This is a genomic window from Caballeronia sp. LZ001 (genome assembly GCF_031450875.1).
GTDB lineage: Bacteria > Pseudomonadota > Gammaproteobacteria > Burkholderiales > Burkholderiaceae > Caballeronia.
Map to the genome: position 1 here is coordinate 659,592 of NZ_JARTVX010000004.1, position 25,494 is coordinate 685,085.

Consider the following 25,494-nt stretch of genomic DNA (forward strand, 5'->3'; position numbering starts at 1 on the left):
GAAGGTCAGGAAGCTTGAAGCGCGGCTGCGTTCTGTGCGCGCCACGCGTCGAAATCGGCACGACGCCAGTCAAGTTCCAACGCAAGACGGCGCGTGCCTTCACGAATCTTGGGCTTATGCAACGCGAGCGTGAGACCGTCGAGCGCGGGCCATTCATCGAAGGAGAACGCGGCGATTTCCATCGCGAGCGTTTCGAGCAAACGCGTATGCGGCTTCGTTTCGAGAAACGCACTCACGCGATCGCACCACGCTTCGTAATCGATAAGACCATCCGTCGATTCATGCGGCGTGCTTCGATAGCGCAGGCTTGCATCGATAGCAACCGGCTGCGGCGCACGATGCTCATGTTCGTACAAGCCGACGCGCGTCGTCACCATCAGTTCATCGACGACGACGCGCCAGCCCTGTCCGCCCATGGCAAGCGGTTCGAACGGCTTCATGCGAGCAAGGGCTCGGCGGCATCGAGCATGATCTTCACGAAGTAGTCCGCGAAGCTGCGGCGGATGATCAGTTCGAAGCGGTCACCGCCCAACGGCACGAGCGTGAGCGAAGCCTTGAAGTAATGACTCTGCGCGCACTGGCCTTCGCCGAATACTTTCGGATGCAGGTCGAGCGGGCATCCGCGTGAAAGGACATCGCGCGTGCGCGGCCCATCGATTTCGAGCACCGTATAGCCGCTGCCGATATCCACCGCTGCCGCGAACGCGCCCTTGAACGCGTCGCGCAACTTCGCTTCGAGCGGCGCGGGGCGTGCGGCATCGTGCGCGGTCAGTGAGCGCACGAGCCATTCATCGGGGCCGAGCCACAGCATGTCGTAGCCATTGCCGCGCGCGGTGGTGTTCGGTTTGTCGGGCGGCGCGCAGCCAATCACGCTTTGCACGGCCTGCACGAAGGCCGCATCGCGCGTATCGCCACGCACGTTGACGAGTTGGAGAAACGGCCGCTCGGAAAGACGAAACGCTTTCGGCGAGCCCGCCTGATGCGCCTTCAGCAACGCATCCGCGCCGACGAGCGGTGACTCCTGCCACACGCCTTGTCCAACCGTGACGCGGTCGACGACCGTCGAGGAACCTCTGGTTTCATTCCACATGCTGACGTGCTCCTTCGCTGTCGTAGAACACCGAACTGGTGATTTTTGCGTTGATCTGCTTGCCGCTCGAAAGCGGAATGGTGACCGCCTCGCCGATCTTGTCGAGACCGCCCTTCACCACGGCAAGCGCAATCGAGCGCTTCAAAATAGGGCTGAAATAGCTCGATGTGACATGACCGAGCATTGGCGCCGAGTCGCCCTGGAACGGACCCGCGACGATCTGCGAGCCTTCCGGAATGACAAACGAAGGATCGTCCGAGAGCAGACCGACGAACTGCTTGCGTCCCGGCTTGGCGGTGTCCGAACGCGTGAGCGAACGCTTGCCGATGAAGTCCTTCGACTTCGCGACTAGCCCGCCCATGCCGAGGTCGTAAGGCGTCATCGAGCCGTCCGTATCCTGGCCCACGATGATGTAGCCCTTCTCCGCGCGCAACACGTGCATGGTTTCGGTGCCGTAGGGCGTGATGTCGAATTCCGCGCCCGCTTCCATGATGGCTTCCCACACCGCGCGTCCGACATTGGCCGGCACGTTCACTTCATACGCGAGTTCGCCCGAGAAGCTGATGCGCATCACGCGCGCCGATGCACCCGCCACCGTGCCCTCGCGATAGCTCATGAACGGGAACGCGGCGTTCGCGAAGTCGATGTCGTGACACACCTTCTGCAGCACCTTGCGGCTGTTCGGTCCCACGACCGCGAACGTGGCCCAGTGATCCGTCACGGAGGCAAGCCGCACGCGCATGTCGGGCCATTCGGTTTGCAGCCAGCGTTCGAGCCACGTGAGTACGCGCGCCGCGCCGCCCGTAGTGGTCGTCATCATGTAATGCTGGTCGGCCAGGCGCACGGTCACGCCGTCGTCGAAAATCATGCCGTTTTCGTCGAGCATGAGACCGTAGCGGCACTTGCCGACTTCGAGCTTGCTCCACGGATTCGTATAGACCCAGTTCAGCAACTGAGCCGCATCCGGGCCTTGAATGTCGATCTTGCCGAGCGTCGATGCATCGAGAATGCCGACGCTTTCGCGCACTGCGAGCGATTCGCGCGCGACTGCCGCGTGCATGTCCTCGCCCGCCTTCGGGTAGTACCAGGGACGCTTCCAGTTGCCGACATCCTCGAACGCGGCGCCGTTCTGAACGTGCCATTCGTGAACCGCCGTCTTGCGCACCGGATCGAGAAACTCGCCCAGTTCGCGGCCCGCGAACGTGCCGAATGAAACCGGCGTGTAGTTCGGGCGGAAGGTCGTCGTGCCGGTCTCGGGAATCGTCTTGTTCAGAGCTTGCGCGAGAATCGCCATGCCGTTGATGTTGCCGAGCTTGCCTTGATCGGTGCCGAAGCCCATCGCCGTATAACGCTTCACGTGCTCGACCGATTCGAAGCCTTCACGCGCCGCGAGAAAGATGTCGGCAGCAGAGACGTCGTTCTGGAAGTCGATGAACTGCTTGGGGCCGCGCGTCGCGAGTTCGCGTCCACCGACGAGCCACAACGGCAACAACGGCGCTTCCGTGATCTCGGCCACTTGCACCGGATTCGGCCGCGCGACGATAAGCCCTGCCGCGCGCGCTGCGTCGGCGCCCGCATCGAGTGCGAAGCGGATGCCGCGCGCCAGCGAGAACTCGCCCGCGCACGCGCCCACGCTGCTTTCCAGTTGCATGGCCTTGCCGGGGACGAAGCAGGCTTTATCCTCGTGCCAGTGCGCCTTGCCGCCCGATTGCGCGAAGAGATGCAACACGGGACTCCAGCCGCCCGACATCGCCACGAGGTCGCATTGCAGGTCGGACTGCTTCGCGCCGACTTGCCCCTTCGCATAAGCCGCGACTTCCACTGACGACACGCGCAGCTTGCCGTGCGCCGCCGTGATGACCGCATCGTTGATGACGCGCACGCCATAGCGACGCGCGGCAGCAGGCAACGCGCCTTTCGTTTCCGCCGGCCGCGGATCGACGACCGTGACGTCCGCGCCGGCCGCCTTCAGATCGAGCGCGCACTGATACGCGTCATCGTTGTTGGTGAACACGACCGCGCGACGTCCCGGCAACACCGCATAGCGATGCAGATACGTCGATATGGCGGAGGCCATCATCACGCCCGGCAAATCGTTGTTGCCGAACACGATAGGCCGCTCGTGCGCGCCCGTCGCGAGAATCACGCGCTTGGCGCGCACCTTCCACAGCAGTTCACGCGTGCCCTTGCGCAACGACACCGGCAGATGCTCGGTCAGACGCTGCGTGATGGTCACGAGGTTGTGATCCTGATAGCCGAACGCCGTGCTGCGCGAAAGTACCTTCACGTCGGGCATTTTGCGCAGTTCGGCTTCGATCTTCTGCACCCATTGCAGCGCGGGCTTGCCATCGATCTCCGCGCGGCACGAGAGCAACGAGCCGCCGAGTTCGCTTTGATCGTCGACGAGAATCACGCGCGCGCCCGACAAACCCGCCGCATGCGCCGCCGCGAGTCCCGAAGGACCGCCGCCGACCACGAGCACGTCGCAATGCGCGAAGCACTTGTCGTAACGATCCGCGTCGCGTTGCTCGGGCGCCTTGCCAAGACCCGCTGCATCGCGAATCACTTCTTCGTACTTCGGCCAGAATTTGCGCGGCCACATGAAGGTCTTGTAGTAGAAGCCCGCTGGAATGAAGCGCGCGATCTTCTGATTCACCGCCATGCGATCGTTCTCGATGCTCGGCTTCGCATTCACACTCGTCGCGACGAGTCCCTGATACAGCTCGATTTCGGTGGCACGCGCATTGGGCACCGTGTACGCGCCGGTTTCCAACTGCACGACGGCATTCGGCTCTTCCACACCTGCCGTGACGATGCCGCGGGGCCGGTGATACTTCCAGCTACGCGCAACGAAATGCTGGCCGTTGGCGAGCAGCGCGGAGGCGAGCGTATCGCCTTGAAAACCTTGATACGTCTTGCCGTTGAAGGTGAACGTCAACGCAATCGCGCGGTTGATGCGTCCACCCGCGCCGAGTCGGTCTTTCTGGCTCATTTCGACGTGCCTCCGTTATTCGTGTCCATCACGGCAAGCGGACGGTCGAACGTCTCGTAGCCCTGAATCTCGTATGAAACCGTATCGCGCTGCGCCTTGAACCAGCGACGGCAGCCTTGCGCATGCATCCATTGTTCGCGATGCTTGCCGCGCGAGTTCTTGCGCATGAAGAGGTAATCGCCCCATTCCTTGTCGGTGAGCTTGTCCGTTTCGAGCGGGCGCGCGATATCCGCTTCGCCGCCGCAGGAAAATTCGCTTTCGGCGCGCGGGCCGCACCAGGGGCATTCGATCAGCAACATGTTCCTAACTCCCAAAAGTGCGATTAGTGCGCCACGGCAGCCGCGCCGTGTTCGTCGATCAGATGACCCGTATAGAAGCGCTCCAGCGAGAACGGCGCATTCAGCGCATGCGGCTCGTCTTTCGCGATGGTGTGCGCGTACGCCCAGCCCGAGCCCGGCGTCGCCTTGAAGCCGCCCGTGCCCCAGCCGCAATTGAAATAGAGGCCCTTTACATCCGTCTTGCTGATGATCGGGCAAGCATCCGGCGAGACATCGACAATGCCGCCCCACTGGCGATTCATGCGCACGCGCGAGAACACCGGGAACATTTCGACGATAGCCTCCAGCGTGCCTTCGATAATCTGAAAACTGCCGCGCTGCCCGAAGCCCGTGTATTGATCGACGCCCGCGCCGATCACGAGATCGCCCTTGTCGGACTGGCTGATGTAAGCGTGCACCGCGTTCGACATGACGACCGTGTTGACCACCGGCTTGATGGGCTCGGACACGAGCGCCTGCAGCGGATGGCTTTCGAGCGGCAGACGCACGCCGGCCATATCCGCAAGCGATGTCGTATTGCCCGCCGCGACCACCGCGACCTTCTTCGCCTTGATGAAACCCTTGGTGGTATCGACGCCCGTGACTTGACTGCCGTCGCGCCGAATTCCCGTGACCTGACAGTTCTGGATGATGTCCACGCCCGCCTGATCCGCGCCGCGCGCGAACCCCCACGCCACGGCATCGTGACGCGCGACGCCGCCGCGCCGTTGAATCGACGCACCCAACACCGGATAGCGGCTATTGAGATTGATAGTCGGCTCGATTTCCTTGATCTGCGCGGGCGTGAGGAACTCGGCATCGACGCCATTGAGACGGTTGGCGTTCACGCGGCGTTCGGTATCGCGCACGTCCTGCAGCGTATGCGCGAGATTCATGACGCCGCGCTGGCTGAACATGACGTTGTAGTTGAGGTCTTGCGAAAGGCCTTCCCACAGCTTCATTGCCTTTTCGTATAAAGCCGCAGATTCGTCCCACAGATAGTTCGAGCGCACGATCGTCGTGTTGCGCGCGGTATTGCCGCCGCCTATCCATCCCTTCTCCAGAATCGCGACATTCGTGATGCCGTGTTCCTTCGCCAGGTAATACGCCGTCGCAAGACCATGCCCGCCGCCGCCGACGATCACCACGTCGTATTCGCGCTTGGGCTCGGGGCTTCGCCACTGGCGCTCCCAGTTCTCGTGATACGACATGCCGTTGCGCAAGAGGCTGAAGATCGAATAGCGGGTCATGGTGTTTCCTTTCCTTCGTGACGTACTGAATTCAGCATTCGATGACGTTGACGGCCAGTCCGCCGCGCGACGTCTCCTTGTATTTCGTTTTCATATCGGCGCCGGTTTCGCGCATGGTCTTGATGACCGAATCGAGCGAGACGTAATGCTGGCCGTCGCCCTTCATCGCCATGCGCGCGGCATTGATGGCCTTGATCGCGCCCATGGCGTTGCGCTCGATGCAGGGAATCTGCACGAGGCCGCCCACCGGGTCGCAGGTCATGCCAAGGTTATGTTCCATGCCGATTTCGGCGGCGTTTTCGACTTGCGCGGGCGTGCCACCCATGACCGATGCCAGCGCGGCGGCGGCCATCGAGCAGGCCACGCCCACTTCGCCCTGGCAGCCCACTTCGGCACCCGAGATCGAAGCCGTTTCCTTGTAGATGATGCCGATGGCCGCTGCCGTAAGAAGGAAGCGCACGATGCCATCGTCGTTCGAGCCGTGCATGAACTTCACGTAGTAGTGCAGCACGGCGGGGATCACGCCCGCTGCGCCATTGGTCGGCGCGGTGACGACGCGGCCGCCCGCCGCGTTCTCTTCGTTGACGGCCATTGCATAGAGGTTGACCCAGTCGAGCATCGAAAGCGGATCGCGCAACGACTCTTCGGAACGAAAGCGCAGTTGCGACGAAAGATCCGCCGCGCGACGCTTGACGTGCATCGGTCCCGGCAACTCGCCGCGTTCCTTGCAGCCGCGCTCGACGCATGCCGCCATCACGCGCCACACGGCGAGCATGCCCTCGCGCACTTCCTGTTCGCTGCGATTCGCGCATTCGTTTTGCAACGTGATATCGGCGATAGACAGACCTGTCTCCTTGCACACGCGCATGAGATCGTCGCCGGTGCGAAACGGATACGGCACGCTGCCGCCCGCGCGCAGTCCGTTGACGCGATCGCCTTCGCGATTCACGACGAAACCGCCGCCGACCGAGAAGTATTCTTTCTCGACGAGCAGCTGGCCGTTCTCGTCGAACGCCTGAAAGCGCATGCCGTTCGGATGCACGATGCTCGATCCCGGCGCACCCGGCATCAGCTTGCGATAAAAGCCGATGTGTTCGCGCTCTTCGAACGCGACCGCATGCTTGCCGAGCAACATCAGGCGCTTCGTCTCGCGAATTTCTTTGAGGCGCGGCGCGATCAGGTCGGGATCGATCAGATCGGGCAGATTGCCTTCCAGGCCGAGCAGCACGGCCTTGTCGGTGCCGTGGCCCTTGCCGGTGGCGCCGAGCGAGCCGAACAGTTCAGCGCGCACCCGCGTGACGAAGCCAAGCAGATTCGCGTCCTCGATGTGCGAGGCGAAGCGGCACGCCGCGATCATCGGCCCGACGGTATGCGAGCTGGAAGGACCGATGCCGATCTTGAACAGATCGAAAACGCTGACGTTCATGTGCATTCCTGGTTGGATCATGGGCCGCTTGCCCACCTTTCGCGACTGTGCTCATTGCACCAAACCGCAAATCCGTCCGATAGAACAAAAGCGGCATCGAAATGGGATGGCGGCGTCAGCGCGCGGGAACGCTCGCCCCAATGACGGATTTACCAAGGTTCATGACGTTTGATCGAAAGTCGCCGCATGAGTCCGCCACGCGAACGCGCGCGGTAGCAGAGCATTTCGAGGTTGGCGCGTTTTTGCGCAGCTTCGTTGCAGATCGCGGGATTTTTGAGACTGATCCTACGGGCCAAAAGAGGACGTCTCGGTATATTCCCTAAGTCCGTGAGCGGCCACCCTTCAAGGCTTGACGCGTCGCTCGTTTCTCTGTTGTTCCTTCGTCTTCTGTATCCATGCAAAGCTCTGCTCTTCCCGATCAGTTCTTCAAATCCTGGACTCTTGCTTTCATTGTCGGCGCCGCGGTGGTCGGCTTGCTTCAGGCCATCGACATCATTTCTCCCGAACACGTTCTCACGCGCGAAGCGCCCACCTGGGCCGCGTTGATGATCGCGTGTTGCGTCGATCCCGCCTTGCGTTACTTCGGCGTATTGAAGGCCGAAGTCGAACAGCGCTGGGCCGACTACACCGTCGCAAGCCTGCTCGGTCGAACCACCGGCGCACTCGTCGGCTCGGCGTTCGCCTGGGCCATCGCCGTGCTGGGCAACTAGTCTTCCTTCAGGGCCGCCGTATCGCGGCCCTTCTCATTTCTGACCATGCGCCCGTGCTCCACGCACGAGTGATATGCTCGCGGCATACTTCCAGGCCGCCGCACTTCACGCGCATGAACCCCGCAGAATCGCTTCCGCCGCTTTCCATCGACGGTCAATCCAAATCGCGTATTCGCTTCGGCATCGTGCTGTTGCCGAACTTCACGCTGACCGCGTTCTCCGGTTTCGTCGATCTCTTGCGCCTTTCCGCCGATGAAGGCGATTTCAGCCGCCCCGTGCGCTGTTCGTGGAGCGTGATTGGCGAGACGCTCGCACCCGTGCGCGCAAGCTGCGGCATCCAGATCACGCCGTGGGAGACTTTCGATCAGGCCGAGCACTTCGATTACGTCGTCGTGGTCGGCGGTCTCTTGCACTCGGGGCCCTCCGCAAGCGATGCCACCTTGCAGTTCATCCGCCGCGCCGCCGCGCTCGATGCAACCATCGTCGGCATGTGCACGGGCGTGTTCTCGCTGATGCGTGCGGGCGTGCTGGAAGGGCATCGAATCTGCGTGAGCTGGTTTCACTACTGGGACTTCGTCGAACGCTTTCCGCACGTGGATGAGCAGGCGCTCGTGGCGGACCGGCTCTTCGTGATCGACAGGCGGCGCATTACGTGTTCGGGCGGACGCGCATCCATCGATGTCGCGGCGGCCATCCTGCTGCGTCACTTCGAGACCGCGACGGTGCAAAAGGCATTGCGCATTCTCCTCGTCGACGACATGCAGAAGGGCAACGCGCCTCAGCCGCATCCGCCGGGACTTGCGCCGGCGACGCATCCCAAGGTCAAGCGCGCCATTCTGCTGATGGAACAGCACGTGGGACGCTCGCTCACGCTCGACGAACTCGCGCACAAGCTTGACCTTTCAACGCGTCAGCTTGAACGTCTGTTCAAGGCGGAAACCGGCAAGGCGCCGCAAGCCTACGCAAAGCAAGTGCGTTTGCGCACGGCGGCGTGGCTGCTCACGAGTTCGGACAAGACGGTAGCGGATATTGCATCGAGTTGCGGCTTTTCCGATGCCTCGCATCTCGGCCGCGAATTCCGCAAGCAATACGGTCTTCCGCCGATGATGTATCGTGAACAAGGCGGCTCTGGCAACGCCGAAGAAGAGAATCAGACGCTGGACTACGACGAGACTTTCCCGGGCCGCGCACAGGCGATCTAACACGATCTATCCACGTTATCCGCGGCTTACAACCCAAGGAGGAACGGCATGGAGAACCACGGTTATTCGAAGGAAGAATGGGCGCTGCGTTGCGATCTGGCGGCGCTCTACCGCGTGATTGCGCATTTTCGCTGGACCGACATGATCTTCACGCACATCAGTGCGCGCGTGCCGGGGCCGGAGCATCACTTCCTCATCAACAAATACGGCGTGCTCTTCGACGAGATGCGCGCGTCGGACCTTGTTTTGATCGATAGCGAAGGACGCGCGGTGGATCCGGCGGCGCGGGATTATCCGGAGCGGTTTCTCGTCAATCCGGCGGGCTTCACCATTCACTCGGCCATTCATATGGCGCGTCACGATGTCGTGTGCGTCGTGCATACGCATACGGCGGCGGGCGCGGCGGTATCGGCGCAGAAACAAGGGCTTTTGCCGATCAGCCAGCATGCGCTCAAGTACTACGGGCACATTGCTTACCATGACTATGAAGGCATTGCGCTCGATCTCGCGGAACGTGACCGGCTCGTCAACGATCTCGGCCTGCATAACGCGATGATCTTGCGCAATCACGGGCTGCTCACTTGCGGCCCGTCGATTCCCTCGGCGTTTCAGGAGATGTATTTCCTCGAACGCGCCTGCGAGATTCAATTGCGTGCGCTCGCGGGCGGCGGCGAGCTGAATCTGCCTTCGCAGAAGGTTTGCGAAACGACTGCCGCGCAGTATCGCAGGGACGAGTCGGAAGGGATCATCGCGCTGCAATGGCAAGCCGCCTTGCGCATGATCGAGGGCGGCAAGACGGACTATCGCACCTGACCTTCAGTTGCCGGCGACATAAGCCTTCACCGCCGGCAACCCGTCCTTGCCATCGAACGTTTTGACACCTGCGAGCCATTTATCGAGCACCGCGGGATTCTGCTTCAACCACTCGCGCGCGGCCTTGTTGGCGTCGGTTTTGTTCACGATCGGCAGCATGACGTGATTCTCAATGTCCGTCGTGAACCGCAGATTCGATACGAGCTTCGCGACATTCGGGCAACGTGTGTCGTAATCGGTCGGCGTCACGGTCAGCACGCGCGCTTCGCCGTAGTTGGGGCCGAAGACATCGTCGCCGCCCGAGAGATAATCGATCTTCATCTGCACGTTCATGGGATGCGGTTCCCAGCCCAGAAACACAATCGGCTTCTTGTCGCGAATGGCGCGATTCACTTCGACAAGCATCCCCGCCTCGCTCGATTCAACCAGCTTGAACTTTCCGAGCCCGTACTGATTGCTGTCGATCATCTTCTTGATGAGCGCGTTACCGTCGTTGCCCGGCTCGATACCATAGATCTTGCCGTCGAGCTTGTCGTAGTTCTTCGCGATATCGCTGAACGTCTTGATGCCGCCGTTGTACGCGTATTCCGGCACCGCGAGCGTGTACTTTGCACCGATGAGATTCGGCGTCGGCAGCACCTTCACCTGATTCGCTTTCTTGAACGAATCGATCATCGGATCCATGGTCGGCGACCAGTAGCCGAGGAACACGTCGATCTGCTTGCTCTTCACGCCAGCGAAGGTGATCGGCACCGATGCGATCGTTTTCGTCGGGCTATAACCAAGTCCCTGCAGGACCGTCGATGCAAGCCCGGTGGTCGCGGCAATGTCGGTCCATCCGACATCGGCGAAACGCACGTTCTTACATGCAGCGGGTTCTGCCGCATTCGCAGCGCAAGTTACCGCGAAAGCAAACGATGCGATCCACGAACGATTCATGCCTTATCTCCCGTTGCTGTTTTCAATTGACGATGAGAGGCTCACGCGCGGTCCATGAAGAACGCGCGAAGCCAGAACGATGTCGATTAGGTCAAGCAGACAGACGCCGCTCCACACTCGGCGCGTGCCCGAATTGCGCGCGATACGCCTTGCTGAAATGACAAGGCGAATGGAATCCGCAGATGCTGGTGACGCGTGCAATCGATGCATCCGTGTTGCGCAACAACTCGCGTGCGCGCCGCAAGCGAAGCGTCAAGTAGTAATGCGTCGGCGATACATTGAGGAACATCTTGAACATGCGTTGCAAGTGTCGTTGCGACAGATGCACGAGCCGCGCGAGTTCTTCGAGCGAAAGCGGCTCTTCGATATTCGCTTCCATCAGGCGCACCACTTCGACGAGTTCGGCACGCGAAAAGCCGACGCGCGCATCGACGGGAATGTGCTGATAGTCCGTCGAAGAGCGAATGCGTTCGACGATGAACTGCTCCGACACTTGCGCCGCATGCGCCTGGCCAAGCCGCAAGCTCACGAGATTGAGCATGAGATCGAGCGGCGCCGTGCCACCCGTGCAAGTCATGCGGTCGCGGTCGATCACGAAGAGCTCATCGGCAAAACGCACATGCGGGAAGCGCTTGTTGAGCGGCGACATGTCTTCCCAGTGCACGGTGCAGCGATAGCCGTCGAGCAGCTTGGCCGCGAGCAACGCATAAGGCCCGGTGCAAATACCGCCGAGCGGAACGCCCGCTTCGTGCACGCGCTGCAATAGCTCGATGATCGTATCGTCCACGTGATCCGTCACGTGCCAGCCCGCGCAGACGATGAGCACATCGGGCATGCCGGCTTCGTCGAGCGTCGTGGTCGGCTTCACGGTGATGCCATTGCTTGCTCGAGCAGGCTCGCCATCCGGTGTGATGACCGACCACGTGTAGTGCTGCGCGCGGCCGACGTAGTTGGCCATGCGCAGCACTTCGACCGCGCTCGTGAACGCGATCATCGAGAAATTCGGCAGCGTGAGGAAGCCGAAGTGCGCGAGGTTGGACAACGGCGATTCCGAGGCAGCCGGAACGAGCGCGTCGCGTTTCATGAGCGCATCAGCCTTGTTGCGCGGCCGGTGCGCGGCGCACCTTCATGACGCTGCGAATGCCCGAAAGAAGCGGGGCGCGCGCCATGCCGGGCGAACGGCCGAAGCTCTCGGTGATACGGTCCAGAATGATCGCCAGCAACACGACGGACAAGCCGCTCTCGAAGCCGAGGCCGATATCCAGACGCTGAATGCTCGCGAGCACGTCGTTGCCAAGACCGCCCGCACCCACCATCGACGCGATGATGACCATCGACAGCGCCATCATGATCGTCTGGTTCACGCCGGTCATGATCGAAGGCAGCGCGTTGGGAATCTGCACCTTGTAGAGCAGTTGCCACGGCGTGCAGCCGAACGCCTGACCCGCTTCCACGATCTCGCGGTTCACGTGCTTGATACCGAGCGACGTAAGACGCACGGCGGGCGGCATCGCGAAGATCACGGTCGAAAGAATGCCGGGCACGCGGCCGAGGCCGAACAGCATCGCGGCGGGAATGAGATACACGAAGGCGGGCATCGTCTGCATCAAGTCGAGCACGGGACGAACGGCCATCTCCACGACCTTGCTCTTCGCCGTCCAGATACCGAGCGGTATCCCGAGCAACAGGCTGATGAAGGTCGACGAGAGCGTGAGACCGAGCGTGATGACCATCTGATCCCAGAAGCCGGTCGCGTAGATCAGCAACAGCGAGAGCAACGTGAAGGCGGCAAAGCGCCAGCCCACGCGCCACAAGCCGATGCCGACGAAGATGGCCATGAGCGCCCACATCGGGACGGCCTGCAGGCTGTGTTCGATGAAAGCGGCGAAGCTCTCGATGACCTTGCCGATTGAATCGAACGTCTTGGCGTCGTGGTCGAGCAGGTAATGGACGCCGTGATCGACCCAGCTACCGAGCGGAATGATTTCAGACATGGGAACCTCGATGGCGGGTTAAGACCTTCAGGACGTTCGACTTGTTGACCGAACCGCAATAGAAACCCTCGGCGTCGACCACCGGCAGCGGCGCGGGACTCGCGACCACGCGGTGCACGACGTCATCGAGCGTCATGTTGCGCTCGATACACTCGATGTGATTGATCTGCGGCACTGGATTGCCGTTCGAATCGCGGCCGACGAAACCGCGAATGCGCCGCTCGCCGTCAAGCACGAACGCATAGTCCGCGCTGCCGTTGAGCGTCTCCGCCACGCTCGATGCGTCGATCTGCGGCGAGTGCTTCATGAGCGGCACGACATCGGTCTGCATGAGGTCGCCGGCGGTCAGATAGCGGCTGGTATCGATGCCGTCGAAGAACGCTTGCACGTAGTCGTCGGCGGGGTTCTGGATGATTTCCTGCGGCGTGCCGATCTGCACCACGCGGCCGCCTTCCATGATCGCGATGCGCGTGCCGATACGCATGGCTTCTTCGAGATCGTGCGAGACGAAGAGAATCGTGCGCTGCTGCTCGCGTTGCAAGTCGAGCAGGACGTTCTGCATTTCCTTGCGTTTGAGCGGATCGAGCGCGGAGAACGCTTCGTCCATGATCATCAGCGAGGGATTCACCGCCAGCGCCCGCGCAAGCCCCACGCGCTGCTGCATCCCGCCCGATAGTTGCGCTGGCAACTTCTGCGCGAACGATGCAAGGCCGACTTGTTCGAGCACGGTCATCGCGCGCTTCTCGCGTTCCTTCTTGCCGACGCCCGCGACTTCCAGACCGAACGCGGCGTTCGAAAGCACGGTGCGCTGCGGCATCAGCGCGAAGGACTGAAACACCATGCTCATGTCCTTGCGGCGCAGCGCCGTGAGTTCCGAGCGCGGCACGGCAGCCACGTCGCGGCCATCGATCAGCACCTTGCCGGCGGTGGGATCGACGAGACGGTTGATCAAACGGATCAGCGTCGATTTGCCGGAACCGGAAAGGCCCATGAGCACGAAGATCTCGCCTTCCTTGACGTCGAAGGAAACGTTATGTACGCCGACGATCTGCCCGGTGCGCGCAAAGACTTCTTCTTTCGTCGCGCCGCCGGCGAGCATGTCGATCGCCTGCTTGGGGCTGTTGCCGAACACCTTGCATAGCCCTTCGACTACTACCTTTGGGGAATTCATCGAAATCTCCATAGCGTGGCGGACGTGCGTCCGCGCTGTGCATACATAGTTGCCAGAAAAAAGTATCGCTAGCCGACTATTTGCGACAACTGCATGTCGAAATACGACAATGGAATAAGGAGGATTCTGGACGGGCGCGGGTAAGCCCTTGTGACGCAAGGATTTTTTGGCGTCGAATGGCCAAGATTCGGCGAATTGCGCGTGTCGCGCAAGAACAAGTGTTCGCGCGTTTGCAATGCAGATGCGGGGAAGAAGGATGATCGTGCGGCCAAATTGCTCGGTCGGGGCGATCTTAAAGGCGGAAAGTCAGCGAGAATCCGCTAGAAAAACTACAAACTTAAGACTAATCGGCGGGCGGGGTCTACGGCGTCAGGCCGTCTCGCATTGCTATTTGTGGTTGTCCCGCACCGCCATTAGTTACGCATTACAGACGAACGCCGAAAGCGGTACCGCGTGACTTGCGTTGACGCTCAGATTCACGGAAACGCGCTTGATACGAGTAGTCGCTGTCCATCGGCAGATGCGGCGATTCGAACAGCGAAGCGAATTTTTGCAGCAAGGCGAAGAGGTAGCTCATGTCAAACTCCGGTTGGTGATAAGAGGGTTTTCCCTTAGGACCGATTATAGGGTTTGCACTTAGCCATTCCTAGTGCAATGCAACATTTACAGCCGAGCAATTTGGTAGTTTTTCTACATTTAACCGGATGACCGTTTTGCAGAAAAACAGGGACAGCTCGGAGACGGCCTTCCAGCAAGCACGCAGAGAGTGGCGGAAAAAATTACGCGACAGTCCGTCTTGAGACAGAATGTCGCGTCAAAGTAACAGTTTTTGGCGGAAATCAGCGCGTGTGACGTTGCGAGTGGAGCGCACGCGCCGTCTCTCGATTCGCAGCGCCGTTAATGGCGGCGGTTTCGGAATCCGCGTCGAAGAGAGAAGCAAGTGTCGTCTGCTGATTGAGCATGAGTTGCTCCATGCGCTCCTGCTGCAACGTGGTGTCGCGACCCATACGCATCAGCACGACCGTTTGCACGACGCCGGTCGCCACCGTCAGCAGCGTGACGCACACGATTATCGTCAGCAGCGTCTTCATGCGGCGGGCGTGCGCGGCAGTCGATCCGCGCTGCTCCGAGATCACGGCGCGTAACGCGTCGATGGTGTCGGTGAACGCCGTCACGCGTGCGCGATCCAGCACCGGGTCGAAGGACGCGTCCTCATGCGCAATGCGTGCATCAACGAGCGCGGCGCTCAATGAGCCTGCGACGATATCCGCGGAATGCGAGTCGATCGATGCAGCAAGTTCGCCTGGCGCATGAGTTGGCGGCGCAGCGTCGATTTCATCGCCTTCGGCCACGACGAGCAACTCGTCCTGAACCGATGCCGGATGCGGCGCGGCTTCCGAACGCGGCGCCATCCGCTTGTTCACGGCCAATGCGCCATTCGATTGCACCGCCGCCAAAAACACGTCCGGCAGTTCGAAGCCTTCGAACGTGCCCTGGCGAATGTCGGTGTTCAGCGCCTGAAGGTTGGCGCGCTCGGCGTCTTCGGCGAAGAGATCGAGCGTCTCGCCCGCGCAGCGCTGCGTCGCGCTCAACTGGGCAAGACGCTGCGCCGAACGCACGGCGCGCGCGAGTTTCTTTTCGGTGTCGGCGCTGTCGTCCGATGACGCCTCGGCGGTGCGGCCACGGCGCGGTCGCGTGAGAGGAGCGACGGCGTCGGCGGGTGTATCGAAGGTATGGCGGTGACGCTTAACAGCAGGATCTGGCATAGGTCGAAAGGCGGTGACCGGGACAACCGGCGCGAAACGCGCACATGCGGTTCGGCAATGATTTTCGAGAGGCGGCATTGTCGCACGGCGCGGCGGCTTATCCCACATCGTGTTCGTGCATGTCTTGCGCCGCGCGGGCGATGCCGTCAGCTTCCATCCTCTTCGTGGAATTCCCGCACCACGCTCAGATGCTTGAGCCGCTCGCAAATCGACCGATATTCCTGCGTCGAAAGCCGCGAAAGCACGACCTGCACTTCATCGAGTTCCGGCGATTCGTCGCTTTGCTGCACGACGAACTGCTTCACGCGCACGCTGCCTGGCCCGAGCGCTTCGTGCAGGCCGTGAAAGGACAGCGAGCCGCGATCGACCAGCATCGTCAATTGCCGCTGCTGCTTGACGCTGATGAAGCGCCGCTCCAGCGGTTTGAGTCCCGCCAGAATGACGAGGATGATGGCCGTCGCCGCGATCGATGCCGTGTACAGCCCGCCGCCTACCGCCAGCCCGATCGCCGCAACCGACCACAAGCTCGCGGCGGTGGTCAGCCCGCGCACGATCTCGCCGCGCAGCAGAATGGATCCCGCGCCGAGAAAGCCGATGCCGGACACGACCTGCGCCGCGATCCGCGATGGATCGAGCACGACGTGATCGGCCTTGAGCGCCTCTTCGAAACCGTAGGCAGACACGATCATGATGAGCGCGGAGCCAACGCACACCAGCATGTGCGTGCGCAAGCCCGCCGCCCATGAAAGCCGTTCGCGCTCGAAACCGATCACGCTGCCGAGCGCCGCAGCCATGATGAGTCGTGAAACGAGTTCTACGTTGCCCAACATCTTTGACCTCCTGTCGTCGTGGCCGGTCTCCTGCCGGAGCGCTTTTGCTATGCTTATCCGGCTGTGCCGAGCCGTTTTCAAAGGGCTCATCTCTTCCGAACCATCAGGCTGGAACTTGTCTTATGCAGCAACAGCACTCAAACGGCACTTCATTGCGCGAACACTACACGAGCATCGTGCTGCCCATTTGGCGCGGTCCCGGCTTCAACACAGCGCTTCACCTGCCATTCGAAGCCGTTACGCCCGACGATCACGCGCCGTTGCCACCCAAGCGTTATCGCGCGATGGCATGCGCCCGTCAGTTGTTCGCTTTCACGGATGCAGGCGATCTCGCGCACGCGTCGGTGCTGTTCGAATCGTTGCGACACTATTTTCAGGACAAGCAAAACGGCGGATGGTTCTATAGCGTCGATGCAAACGGCGCGCCCCACGAGCGCCAGAAGGACCTTTATACGCACGCGTTCGTGGTTTATGCGTGCGCGCATTTCGCGCAAAAGAGCGGATCGGCGGACGCATTCGGCTTGCTCGATGAAACCGCGCGGCTTATCGAAACGAAGTTCGCGGGTAGCGATGGCGGCTTGCTGAACGCCGCGTACAGCGAAGACTTCGGCGCGATGCTCGAAGGTCCGCTGCAAAATCCGCTCATGCATTTGAGCGAAGCGTGGCTCGCCGCGCGCGATGCCACGGGCAACATCGCTTTCGACGAGCGGCTCGCCGTGCTGGCGCAATCGGTCGCGCGCACGTTCGTGCACGAGGCGACCGGCAGTATCGCCGAATTGCCGATTGGCGCGCCGGGCAATCGCCTAGAGCCGGGACATCAATTCGAGTGGTATTTCCTGGCAATCGGCAGCGGCCATCCCGCATTCGAGGCGGCGGGACTGAACGCGCGGCTCGAACAGGCGTTCGACTTCGCGCGGAAACATGGCGTCGACAAGTCGACTGGCGGCGTGAGCGCCGCGCTGGACGAAGCGGGACGCGTGATCGATGGCACGCAGCGCATCTGGGCGCAAACCGAATATCTACGCGCGCTGGCAACGCGCGGCGAAGCCGTCGGCGAACAGATCGAACGCTTCGGCGCACGGTTCCTACATGCGCGCGGGTGGATCGAGTGCCGCTCGGCTGACGGCGCGATCACAAGGTCGGAGATGCCTTCGACCACGCCGTATCATTTGGCGACGGCATACGCGGCGTTGCCGGATTGAGCGGTTGGATCGCCATCGCATCACGCCATTGCTTACGGCTGCAATCGATAGCCGCCCTGCGCATTCGACGAGCGAAAGCGTCAGGGCCGTGAAAATTCAGGCGCCCGACAGACGCCGAAGTCATCCACTCGTCAAGCCACCTGAAACACCGAAACCGCATCCTTCAACTGCCGCGTCTGTTCATGGAGCGACTGCGCGGCAGCCGCGGCCTGCTCCACGAGCGCGGCGTTCTGCTGAGTCATCTCGTCCATTTGCGTCACGGCCTGGTTCACCTGCTCGATTCCCACGCTCTGCTCCAGCGACGACGCGCTGATCTCCGCCATCATCTGCGTGACGCGTGAAATCGAGGTCGATACCTCGCGCATCGCCGTGCCCGCGCGTTCGACCAGCGTCGAGCCGTCGCTGACCTGCGCGACCGATTCGCCGATCAGTTCCTTGATTTCCTTCGCCGATTGCGCCGAGCGTTGCGCGAGGCCGCGCACTTCGCCCGCGACGACTGCAAACCCGCGCCCTTGCTCACCGGCACGCGCCGCTTCGACGGCCGCGTTCAGCGCGAGGATGTTGGTCTGAAACGCGATGCCGTCGATGACCGAGATGATTTCCGCGATCTTGTCCGAGCTCTTCGCGATGCCGCGCATCTTCTCCACGACGTCATCCACCACGCCGGAACCGCGTGAAGTCGCTTCGAGCGCCACGCCCGCCAGCGTGTTGGCCTCGCGCGCGTGCTCGGCGTTCTGACGCACCGTCGCCGTCAATTCTTCCATGCTCGACGCCGTTTCCTCGAGCGATGCCGCCTGATTCTCCGTGCGCGCGGACAGATCGGCGTTGCCGCTCGCGATTTCATCGGCGCCCAAGTTGATCGAATCGGACGTCTCGCGCACCGTCTTTACCGTCGTGGCGACGCTTGCTTGCATCGTCGCGAGTCCCGCGAAGAGCCTGCCGATTTCATTGCTGCCGCGATCCGCGATACGTTCGTCGAGGCGGCCTTGCGCAATGCGCTCGAAATGGCGTCCCGCTTCTTCCAGCGGCGCGATCACGCCACGGCGCAGCGCAAAATGCACCGCCGCGACACCCGCGACCAGCGCCACGAAAATGGCGATGCCGACCGCGCGGAACCAGGCGTAGCGCGTATCGATCGATTCGAGATACGCACTGCTCGCCGCATTGCCGAAGTTGACGAAGTTCTGCTGTTCGGCGAGATAGCGATCCTGAAAGCCCTGTGTCGGCTGATCGAGGAACGCCTGAATGTTGCCCGCATCCAGATACTGGACGAGCTCGCCGAGCGCCTTCGAATACTCCGCGTATTTGGCCTGAAGCGCGGCCATGCGCTCCTTGTTCTCATCGCCGGTCTTCGGCGCGTCGAGGAAGGCCGCGAACGACTTGTCCGCCTGCGCGATCTGCTCACGCGCGTGCTGCACGATCTCGACCGGCTCCGTGCCGCCGCGCACCATGCGCGTGCCGGCGCGAGACAGGTTGATGCGCGCATCCATCAGATGCTGCGTGGTCTTGTTGACCGCGTTGACTTGCTTGAGCGCGATATCGGACAGGTTGCCCACATCGTCATGCGTGCGCGAAAGCGACCAGAAGCCAAGCCCTTCGGTGACCAGTTGGAATAGGCAAAACACCACCAGCACGGCGAGCAAACCGGATGAAACCTTGATCTTTGCAAACATTTCTCAAGAACCCGAACGAATGAGCCGTATGACTACGGCGGAAGTCCGGGTTTACGGCAATGAAGCGCGCCAGCTTGAATTGTTTGGCGTCGATGCCGCTTTGCGCGAGCGGGATGACCGGCGCGCTTGCCGAAACGGCGGGCGCGCGCATGCTGCGTTCGCACGATTTTTGTCGAACGTCCTTGCAGTGCGAAGAAACCCTACCTATTGTCTTTGCAGGACGGCGCCGAACCCACCCCAAGGAGTGTCCGAATGGCCGAATTAGTCGATATCGCGCGCGGTGCGTTGAATGCGCAACCGTTTAGCGCCTTGCTCGGAACGAAACTGATGCAGGTCGATGCAGCGAGTCTCACGCTGTGTCTGCCGATCCGCGATGAGCTGAGGCAACAACACGGTTTCGTGCACGGCGGGGTGGTGAGTTATCTTGTGGACAACGCGCTGACGTTCGCGGGCGCACTGAGGCTCGGTCCGAAGGTCGTCACCGGCGAATACAAGATCAACTATCTGCGCCCGGCGGTTTCCGGCACGCTGATGGCGCGGGCGCGCGTGGTGCATGCCGGCATGACGCAGGCAACCTGCCAGTGCGATGTCTTCGTCACCGACGGCAATGCCGAGACGCTCGTCGCGGTGGCGCAAGGCACGATCACGCGCATCAGCGAAAGCGCGGCCGAAGCGCTCTATAACGCCTGAATTTCAACCTTCCGTCCTGAAGACGAAAAACCTCGCCGCAGCGAGGTTTTTTTGCTTTCACGGCGCGAAGGAATTACGCGTCGACCGTCTTCTGCTGCTGCTCGCCGAGACCTTCGATACCAAGGCGAATGGTCTGCCCGGACTTCAGGTACACGGCGCTGGGCTTCACGCCCATGCCGACGCCCGGAGGCGTGCCGGTCGAGATTACATCGCCGGGCTGCAGGCTCATCGTCTTCGACAGATACGCGACCAGTTGCGCGACGGTGAAGACCATGGTCTTCGTGTTGCCGTTCTGGTAACGATGACCGTCCACTTCGAGCCAGAGATCGAGCTTCTGCGGATCGGCGACTTCGTCCTTCGTCACGAGCCACGGGCCGAGCGGGCCGAACGTGTCGAAGCCCTTGCCCTTGTCCCATTGCGTGCCGTGTTCGAGCTGCCATTCGCGCTCGGAGACGTCGTTGATCACGCAGTAACCGGCCACGTAGTCGAGCGCGTTGGCTTCATCGACATACTTGGCTTCCTTGCCGATCACCACGCCGAGTTCGACTTCCCAGTCGGTTTTCTTCGAATTGCGCGGAATTTCCACGTCGTCGTTCGGGCCGCAAATGGCACTCGTCCACTTGCCGAAAATGACCGGCTCGGTCGGCACGGGCAGATTCGATTCGGCAGCGTGATCCGCGTAGTTGAGGCCAATACACACGAACTTGCCCACACGTCCGACACACGGCCCGATACGCGGATTGCCATCCACCACCGGCAGCGACGCCGAGTCGGTCGCGCGCAGCTTGGCCAGGCCCGCATCGGTCAGCGTAGCGCCGGAGATGTCGTCCACGACCTTCGACAGATCGCGAATCTTGCCTTCGGCATCCAGCAAACCCGGTTTTTCCTGACCCTTGGGGCCGTAACGAAGCAGCTTCATCTGAATAGATCCTCGTGTTTCGAAATGCAAAGGTTGAAAACGCAGCGGCCGGTCTTAGTTGGACCAGCCGCCATCGATGACGTGAGCCTGACCCGTCGTGAACGACGACTCGTCCGAGGCGAGATACAGCGCGAGCGCCGCGATTTCTTCCGTGCGGCCGACGCGGCCCATTGGTTGACGCGAAACGAAAGCCGCCTGAATCTGGTCGATCGTCGCGCCCTGCGCCTTGGCTTGCTCGGCGATGCGGTCCTTCAGCGACGGCGACTCCACCGTGCCCGGACAAATTGCGTTGCAGCGGATGCCGCGCGTGACGAAATCCGCCGCGACGGATTTCGTGAGCCCGATGACCGCCGCCTTCGACGCACCATACACGAAGCGGTTCGGCACGCCCTTCACGCTCGACGCCGCCGACGACATATTGACGATCGAGCCGCCGCCCTTTTCCAGCATCTTCGGCAGGAACGCGCGGATCGTCCGATACATGGCCTTCGCGTTCAGATTGAAGGCGAGGTCCCAGTCCGCTTCGCTCGCTTCGAGAATCGAACCGGGATGCACATAGCCCGCGCAGTTGAAGAGCACGTCGATGGCGCCGACTTCCTTCGCGAGCGCCTCGATGGCTTGGGGGTCGAGCACGTCGAGCTTGTGAGCTTCGACCGGCTTGCCTTCGAGCCCTTCGATACGAATGTCGGTTGCGATCACGCGCGCGCCTTCCGCCGCGAAAAGCTCGGCCGTCGCGAGCCCGATTCCTTGTCCCGCCGCGGTGATCAGCGCCGTCTTGCCTGCCAGTCTTTGTACCATCTACTGCTCCAGTGGAAGTTGATTTTAAGACATGCCGGGTATATCAGCGGCTTCAGAGGCGATAGAACGCACGGGCGTTTCCGCCGAAAATCGCGTCTTCCTCGGCTTTTTCGAGATGCGAGACCAAGCGCCTCGCGGCGGCGTGCCAATCAGTGTAGCAACCGTTTAAGTTCAGTACCGGCCAATCGCTGCCCCACATGAGGCGCTCGTGTCCGAATTGGTCGATGAGATGCGCGACGTAAGGCGCGAGCGTGTCGGCGGTCCAGCTAGGCGACGCTTCTGTCGCGAGCCCCGATAGCTTGCAATAGAGGCGCTGCGGCAAGGCAGCGAGTTGCGCGATGCCACCGGCCCACGGTTGCCAGCCCGCTTCGCCATCGCGGATGGGCGGCTTCGCGCCGTGATCCACGACGATACGCAACGCCGGATAACGCCCGGCGAATTCGACGAGCGATGGCACGTGGCGCGCGAAGATGAGGGCGTCGAAAGCAAGATCGAGCTCGATCAGACGCTGGATGGCTTCCGGGCGCGGCGCGTGGTCTATCCACGTATCGTCGGGCAGGTCTTGCAGCATCGGCCGCACGGCTTTGAATTTTTTGTCGCGCGCAAATTCGTCGATGATTTTTACCGCGTCGACGGAATCGAGCGGAACCCAGCCGACGACACCCGCAATGGATTCGTCATCGCGCGCTAGATCGAGCAGATAACGCGTTTCATCGACGGTCGCCGCCGCTTGCACGACGACCGTTTGCTTGACATTCGTGATCTTGCGGAGCGGCGCCAGATCATCGGAACCGAAGACGCGATAGAGCGGCTTGAGATCGGGCGTGAGCCAACCGTAATCGCCACGCGCCGGGTCCCAATAATGTTGATGAGCGTCGATGTTCATTGCGGTGTCGGCGCCTTCTCATGCAGCAAGCCAGCCGCACGCAAAGCGTCCCACAACGCCGAAGGAACCGGCGTGGCGAATGACGCCGCATTCTCACGCACTTCCTCGGGCTTGCGCGCGCCCATCAACACCGTGGCGACGACTTTATGCGCATAAGGAAACTGCAGGGCGGCCGTCGACAGCGCGACGCCATACTCGCGACAGATGCGTTCCAGCCTCGCCACACGATCGACGATCTCTTTGGGCGCATCGCCGTAGTTGAATTTGAGATCGCCTTGCGCGTCGGCATCGAGACCGCGCGCGAGAATGCCCGAATTGAACGCGCCGCCAAGCAGGATGCTCACACCGCGCTGTTCGCACTCGGGCAAGAGATCGTCGAGCGTGTTCTGTTCGAGCAGCGTGTAGCGGCCAGCGAGCAACGCGCAGTCGATGTCGTATTCGGCCATTGCCTCGCGCACCGCCGCGCCTTCGTTCACGCCGAGGCCGACTGCTTTCACGCCGCGCGACTGCTTGAGTTCATCGAGCGCACGAAAACCGCCTTCGCTGGTGAGCTGACGCCAGTAATGCGCGTTTTTTTCGCCGTGCGTGACACGGCCGATGTCGTGTATCAGCACGATATCGATGTCGATCATGCCGAGCCGCTGCTGGCTGTCTTCGAACGAGCGCAAGATGCCGTCGTAGGTGTAGTCGTAGATGGCCTGGAACGGTAGCGGCGCGGCCCAGCCTTCGCTGCCGTCGTCGGGCGCGGTGCGCGGCACGAAGCGGCGGCCCACTTTGGTCGAGAGCACGTAGTCACTTCGCGCGTGGCGTCGCAGGGCATCGCCGAGACGGTGTTCTGCCTTCGTGTGTCCGTAATGCGGTGCGGTATCGAAGAAACGGATGCCCGCTTGCCACGCCGCATCGACTGTAGCGCGCGCCTCGTCTTCCGTCAGTTCGTGATAAAGCCCGCCTAGCGGCGCCGTGCCGAGCGAAAGTGCCGTCACCTCCAGATCCGTCCGCCCGATCTTGCGTCGGCGCGTGACGGCCTCCTGCGTGTCTCCGTTCATTGTGCAACCCTCAGTCGATTGTTCAGTTCGAAACGACTTCTGCGGTGCCGCGAGACGCAACACTAACGCGTTGCGCGCCGCCAGGCAAACACGCGGGGCCGACGGGCTCGAAGGTTTTGTAAGTCAGGATGAATTCCTGATGCCCCAGCGACTCCGATTTCGACGCAGCGCCCGCCGCCACCGCCACGGTGACATCGAACACTTCGCGCCCTACTTCGTCGAGCGTCGCCCGGCCTTCCAGGATGCGGCCGGCATCCACGTCCATGTCGCCGGACAGGTTGCGATACGTCGCCGGATTTGCGCAGACCTTGATGACGGGCGATATCGCCGAGCCGACCACCGAGCCGCGCCCCGTCGTAAAGAGGATTACGTGTGAGCCGCACGCGATGAGTTCGCCGATTTCCGCGTTGTCGCTGATGTTCGGAAAGCCGAAGCGCGGCTCGCCGTCGGGCACGACATCGAGCAGATAAAGGCCGCCGGTCGGCGGGACATCGCCCGGCTTGATGATGCCGACGATAGGCGACGCGCCGCTCTTCGCATACGCGCCGAGCGACTTCTCTTCCTGCGTCGTGAGCCCGCCGTCCGCGTTGCCGACCGCGAAGGAACCGTGGCCCATCGTCGTGTAATAGCGCGCGGCTTTTTCCACGCACGCGACGATTTCATCGCCGAGTTCGGGACGCGCCGCGCGTGTCTTCATATGAAATTCGCAGCCGACGAGTTCGCCGGTTTCCTCGAAGATGCACGCCGCGCCTTCGTCGATGAAGGTGTCGAAGGCGCGGCCCACGGCCGGGTTCGCCGTGATGCCGCTCGTGCCGTCCGAGCCGCCGCAGATCGTGCCGATGACGAGTTCATCGAGCGCCATCGGCACTTTCTCTTGCGCGGCGAGCGTCGCGCGCGCTTCGCGTACCCAGTCGAGACCGTGCTGAATCGTGCTGCGCGTGCCGCCGTTTTCCTGGATCGTCACGACGGCGGCGGGGCGGCCGCTCGCGCGCACGACATCGGCGAGATAGTGCTTGTTCATGCTTTCGCAGCCAAGCGACACGAACAGCACCGCGCCCACGTTCGGATGCGTGCAGATGCGCTCCAGCATCTTTTCGGCGTAGCTATTCGGATAGCAGCCGGGGAAGCCGATCAGGTGCACGGGCGGCGCTTCGTTTTGCGCGGCGTCGAATGCGTCGAACGATGGGCGGAAGTGCGTGACGATCTCGCGGGCGACGTGATGCGCGCACTCGACCATGTACGCCACCGCGACGATGTTGCGGATGCCCTTGCGGCCATCGGATCTTGGGAAGCCCAGCAATGTTGATGTGTTCATGGCTCTCAATGCTGCACGTAGGCGTGGCCGGCGTCGTGCGTGTAGGTGGGGATGTAGTCGCTCTCCAGATTGTGAGTGTGGAGATGCGCGCCGCAGGGAACGTCTGTGCTCACGTGGCCGATGATCGCGCCGTAGCGCAGGACTTTGTCGTCCTTCTTCAACGCGCGGCGGGCTATTTTGTGAGCCAGTTCTATCGTCGTTTCCAGCTTGACTGGCTCGCCTTCTATCTGAAGCGTTTCGCCTGCGATTAGGCGGGCTGCTGCTATCAGACAGTTGTCTTCTTTGCTCAAGAGGATCAGGCGGGGGTCGGTGGTTTTTGTCTCTGTGTCGGGCATCTCGTTCCTTCTGAAATCCGTATCGTCGTCGAAATTGAGCCGTATGCTCGCGGCATCTTCAGCAGCCGCCTGCTGACGTTCGTCGTCCGGGCGCTGGACGCGTCAGCCGATCTCGCGACACGCGTGCGGC

25 protein-coding genes are annotated in these 25,494 nt (G+C 61.8%); 5 read left to right on the top strand and 20 right to left on the bottom strand.

The features are described from left to right. Window positions 1-5: 5 nt before the first annotated feature. From P9292_RS13330 to P9292_RS13355, 6 genes are read right to left on the bottom strand one after another with little or no spacing between them, the layout of a single operon-like run. Window positions 6-440 (bottom strand): dihydroneopterin aldolase, encoded by a 435-nt coding sequence (locus tag P9292_RS13330; RefSeq protein WP_250466413.1) that lies wholly within the window; start codon window positions 438-440, stop codon window positions 6-8. Beyond that, a complete protein-coding gene (locus tag P9292_RS13335; protein ID WP_250466411.1) occupies window positions 437-1,090 on the bottom strand; it encodes a sarcosine oxidase subunit gamma in 654 nt (217 codons plus the stop codon). The genes P9292_RS13330 and P9292_RS13335 overlap by 4 nt, the downstream gene beginning before the upstream one ends. Beyond that, window positions 1,080-4,082: a sarcosine oxidase subunit alpha family protein gene (locus P9292_RS13340; protein WP_309959425.1), complete on the bottom strand. Its 3,003-nt coding sequence runs from the start codon at window positions 4,080-4,082 to the stop codon at window positions 1,080-1,082. The genes P9292_RS13335 and P9292_RS13340 overlap by 11 nt, the downstream gene beginning before the upstream one ends. After that, complete coding sequence (locus P9292_RS13345) at window positions 4,079-4,381, bottom strand: sarcosine oxidase subunit delta (protein WP_244829024.1); 303 nt, start codon at window positions 4,379-4,381, stop codon at window positions 4,079-4,081. The genes P9292_RS13340 and P9292_RS13345 overlap by 4 nt, the downstream gene beginning before the upstream one ends. Window positions 4,382-4,404: 23 nt before the next feature. Continuing rightward, the gene (locus tag P9292_RS13350; protein WP_244829023.1) at window positions 4,405-5,649 is read right to left on the bottom strand and encodes a sarcosine oxidase subunit beta family protein; all 1,245 of its coding nucleotides are present in this window, start codon (window positions 5,647-5,649) and stop codon (window positions 4,405-4,407) included. A gap of 31 nt (window positions 5,650-5,680) precedes the next feature. Then, complete coding sequence (locus P9292_RS13355; protein ID WP_250493037.1) at window positions 5,681-7,075, bottom strand: L-serine ammonia-lyase; 1,395 nt, start codon at window positions 7,073-7,075, stop codon at window positions 5,681-5,683. 395 nt (window positions 7,076-7,470) lie between these two features. On the opposite strand from P9292_RS13355, the gene P9292_RS13360 reads away from it, so the two are divergent. The 3 genes from P9292_RS13360 to P9292_RS13370 all read left to right on the top strand — a co-directional run bounded on the left by P9292_RS13360 (window position 7,471) and on the right by P9292_RS13370 (window position 9,800). After that, window positions 7,471-7,785, top strand: a complete 315-nt coding sequence (locus tag P9292_RS13360; RefSeq protein ID WP_250466403.1) for a hypothetical protein — start codon at window positions 7,471-7,473, stop codon at window positions 7,783-7,785. 113 nt (window positions 7,786-7,898) lie between these two features. Then, window positions 7,899-8,987, top strand: coding sequence for a GlxA family transcriptional regulator (locus P9292_RS13365; RefSeq protein WP_244829020.1), 1,089 nt, complete (start codon window positions 7,899-7,901; stop codon window positions 8,985-8,987). A 48-nt stretch (window positions 8,988-9,035) separates the two neighbouring features. Next, complete coding sequence (locus tag P9292_RS13370) at window positions 9,036-9,800, top strand: class II aldolase/adducin family protein (RefSeq protein ID WP_250466401.1); 765 nt, start codon at window positions 9,036-9,038, stop codon at window positions 9,798-9,800. A gap of 3 nt (window positions 9,801-9,803) precedes the next feature. Here P9292_RS13370 and P9292_RS13375 read toward each other — a convergent pair whose 3' ends face one another. The 7 genes from P9292_RS13375 to P9292_RS13405 form a co-directional block, all read right to left on the bottom strand. After that, window positions 9,804-10,739, bottom strand: coding sequence for a choline ABC transporter substrate-binding protein (locus P9292_RS13375; protein ID WP_250509765.1), 936 nt, complete (start codon window positions 10,737-10,739; stop codon window positions 9,804-9,806). Between the two features lie 91 nt (window positions 10,740-10,830). Then, window positions 10,831-11,823 carry a GlxA family transcriptional regulator gene (locus tag P9292_RS13380; protein ID WP_250509764.1) on the bottom strand — a complete coding sequence of 331 codons (993 nt, stop codon included), beginning with the start codon at window positions 11,821-11,823 and terminating at the stop codon, window positions 10,831-10,833. A gap of 7 nt (window positions 11,824-11,830) precedes the next feature. Continuing rightward, on the bottom strand, window positions 11,831-12,733 hold the full coding sequence (choW, locus tag P9292_RS13385; RefSeq protein ID WP_244829016.1) for a choline ABC transporter permease subunit: 903 nt from the start codon (window positions 12,731-12,733) through the stop codon (window positions 11,831-11,833). Then, entirely contained in the window at window positions 12,726-13,904 is a 1,179-nt protein-coding gene (locus tag P9292_RS13390) for a glycine betaine/L-proline ABC transporter ATP-binding protein (RefSeq protein WP_250466396.1), read from the bottom strand. Before P9292_RS13390 ends, choW begins: the two co-directional genes overlap by 8 nt. A gap of 424 nt (window positions 13,905-14,328) precedes the next feature. Next, the gene (locus tag P9292_RS13395; RefSeq protein ID WP_250466395.1) at window positions 14,329-14,481 is read right to left on the bottom strand and encodes a hypothetical protein; all 153 of its coding nucleotides are present in this window, start codon (window positions 14,479-14,481) and stop codon (window positions 14,329-14,331) included. A gap of 262 nt (window positions 14,482-14,743) precedes the next feature. Continuing rightward, window positions 14,744-15,670 carry a hypothetical protein gene (locus P9292_RS13400; RefSeq protein ID WP_309959430.1) on the bottom strand — a complete coding sequence of 309 codons (927 nt, stop codon included), beginning with the start codon at window positions 15,668-15,670 and terminating at the stop codon, window positions 14,744-14,746. A gap of 146 nt (window positions 15,671-15,816) precedes the next feature. Then, entirely contained in the window at window positions 15,817-16,500 is a 684-nt protein-coding gene (locus P9292_RS13405) for an MgtC/SapB family protein (protein WP_244829012.1), read from the bottom strand. 122 nt (window positions 16,501-16,622) lie between these two features. On the opposite strand from P9292_RS13405, the gene P9292_RS13410 reads away from it, so the two are divergent. Further along, window positions 16,623-17,702, top strand: a complete 1,080-nt coding sequence (locus tag P9292_RS13410) for an AGE family epimerase/isomerase (protein WP_309959432.1) — start codon at window positions 16,623-16,625, stop codon at window positions 17,700-17,702. A 131-nt stretch (window positions 17,703-17,833) separates the two neighbouring features. Here P9292_RS13410 and P9292_RS13415 read toward each other — a convergent pair whose 3' ends face one another. Further along, window positions 17,834-19,375: a methyl-accepting chemotaxis protein gene (locus tag P9292_RS13415; protein WP_309850265.1), complete on the bottom strand. Its 1,542-nt coding sequence runs from the start codon at window positions 19,373-19,375 to the stop codon at window positions 17,834-17,836. A gap of 252 nt (window positions 19,376-19,627) precedes the next feature. On the opposite strand from P9292_RS13415, the gene P9292_RS13420 reads away from it, so the two are divergent. After that, entirely contained in the window at window positions 19,628-20,065 is a 438-nt protein-coding gene (locus tag P9292_RS13420; protein ID WP_244829009.1) for a PaaI family thioesterase, read from the top strand. A 73-nt stretch (window positions 20,066-20,138) separates the two neighbouring features. On the opposite strand, the gene P9292_RS13425 is transcribed toward P9292_RS13420, so the two are convergent. The 6 genes from P9292_RS13425 to P9292_RS13450 are packed head-to-tail and all read right to left on the bottom strand — an operon-like array spanning window position 20,139 to window position 25,364. After that, complete coding sequence (locus P9292_RS13425) at window positions 20,139-20,984, bottom strand: ureidoglycolate lyase (RefSeq protein ID WP_309959434.1); 846 nt, start codon at window positions 20,982-20,984, stop codon at window positions 20,139-20,141. 54 nt (window positions 20,985-21,038) lie between these two features. Continuing rightward, entirely contained in the window at window positions 21,039-21,782 is a 744-nt protein-coding gene (locus tag P9292_RS13430) for an SDR family oxidoreductase (protein WP_244829007.1), read from the bottom strand. 52 nt (window positions 21,783-21,834) lie between these two features. Further along, window positions 21,835-22,668 carry an amidohydrolase family protein gene (locus P9292_RS13435; protein WP_309959436.1) on the bottom strand — a complete coding sequence of 278 codons (834 nt, stop codon included), beginning with the start codon at window positions 22,666-22,668 and terminating at the stop codon, window positions 21,835-21,837. Continuing rightward, on the bottom strand, window positions 22,665-23,714 hold the full coding sequence (locus P9292_RS13440; RefSeq protein ID WP_309850270.1) for an aldo/keto reductase: 1,050 nt from the start codon (window positions 23,712-23,714) through the stop codon (window positions 22,665-22,667). The genes P9292_RS13435 and P9292_RS13440 overlap by 4 nt, the downstream gene beginning before the upstream one ends. A gap of 22 nt (window positions 23,715-23,736) precedes the next feature. After that, the gene (locus P9292_RS13445) at window positions 23,737-25,029 is read right to left on the bottom strand and encodes a UxaA family hydrolase (protein ID WP_309850272.1); all 1,293 of its coding nucleotides are present in this window, start codon (window positions 25,027-25,029) and stop codon (window positions 23,737-23,739) included. A gap of 5 nt (window positions 25,030-25,034) precedes the next feature. Then, window positions 25,035-25,364: a UxaA family hydrolase gene (locus P9292_RS13450; protein ID WP_309959439.1), complete on the bottom strand. Its 330-nt coding sequence runs from the start codon at window positions 25,362-25,364 to the stop codon at window positions 25,035-25,037. Between the last annotated feature and the right edge of the window lie 130 nt (window positions 25,365-25,494).